General features: G+C 35.4%; 1 protein-coding gene. It reads right to left on the bottom strand.

The window, feature by feature from the left end:
* Positions 1–135: 135 nt before the first annotated feature.
* Positions 136–480 (bottom strand): hypothetical protein, encoded by a 345-nt coding sequence (locus AACQ83_RS24365; RefSeq protein ID WP_112879882.1) that lies wholly within the window; start codon positions 478–480, stop codon positions 136–138.
* Between the last annotated feature and the right edge of the window lie 142 nt (positions 481–622).

Raw genomic sequence — 622 nt, 5'->3', positions numbered from 1 at the left:
GTTATTAACTATTTCTTTCTTTAAATCTCTTGTTAATTTCTTCGACATAATTTAATCCTCATAGGTTTAGTTGATAATTGGCTTCCGTGCCGATAATTCCCTATTGTTTTTCCCGGTGTGGCGAAATAATGCTGATTATTGAATTTGTTCAGAGCGTCCATTACATCTAAAAACCTCCCCGTCTTTATCGATTGAGATTTTCGTATCTCGATGTTGTCGCAATGCAATTCTAACGGCGGTCTCTGCATTATTTATATATGCATCAAATTCATTTTGTAATTTATCAAATTTTAATTTCCATTCCCTTTCTATTTCTGCGTAACGTTCGTTTGACGGCGGTGAATAAAATGACATTCCGTAACACTCGTGACCCTGCATGACAGATTCAGCTAATGATTTAACTTGGTCTTGTGTTAAAACCAAATTGCAATCATCAGCGCCATAAGAAATACAGTCACTCCAATACTCTAAATCATTCATGTTTATTAACTCCGTAATTAATCATTCGCTTAAATCATAAAAAGTACCGTAAGTTATCTCTTCAAAACATTCAGGAACTTTCGGTATTGTATCCCAACCCTCTCCCTCTCTCTCTACACTGGGAATAGCGAATAAAAGAATG

Origin of the sequence: Photorhabdus sp. S10-54, from assembly GCF_963878145.1 — a bacterium.
GTDB classification, from domain to species: Bacteria; Pseudomonadota; Gammaproteobacteria; order Enterobacterales; family Enterobacteriaceae; genus Photorhabdus; species Photorhabdus kayaii.
The sequence above is the reverse complement of the archived record's forward strand: the minus strand, read 5'-3'. Positions and strand labels throughout refer to the sequence as shown.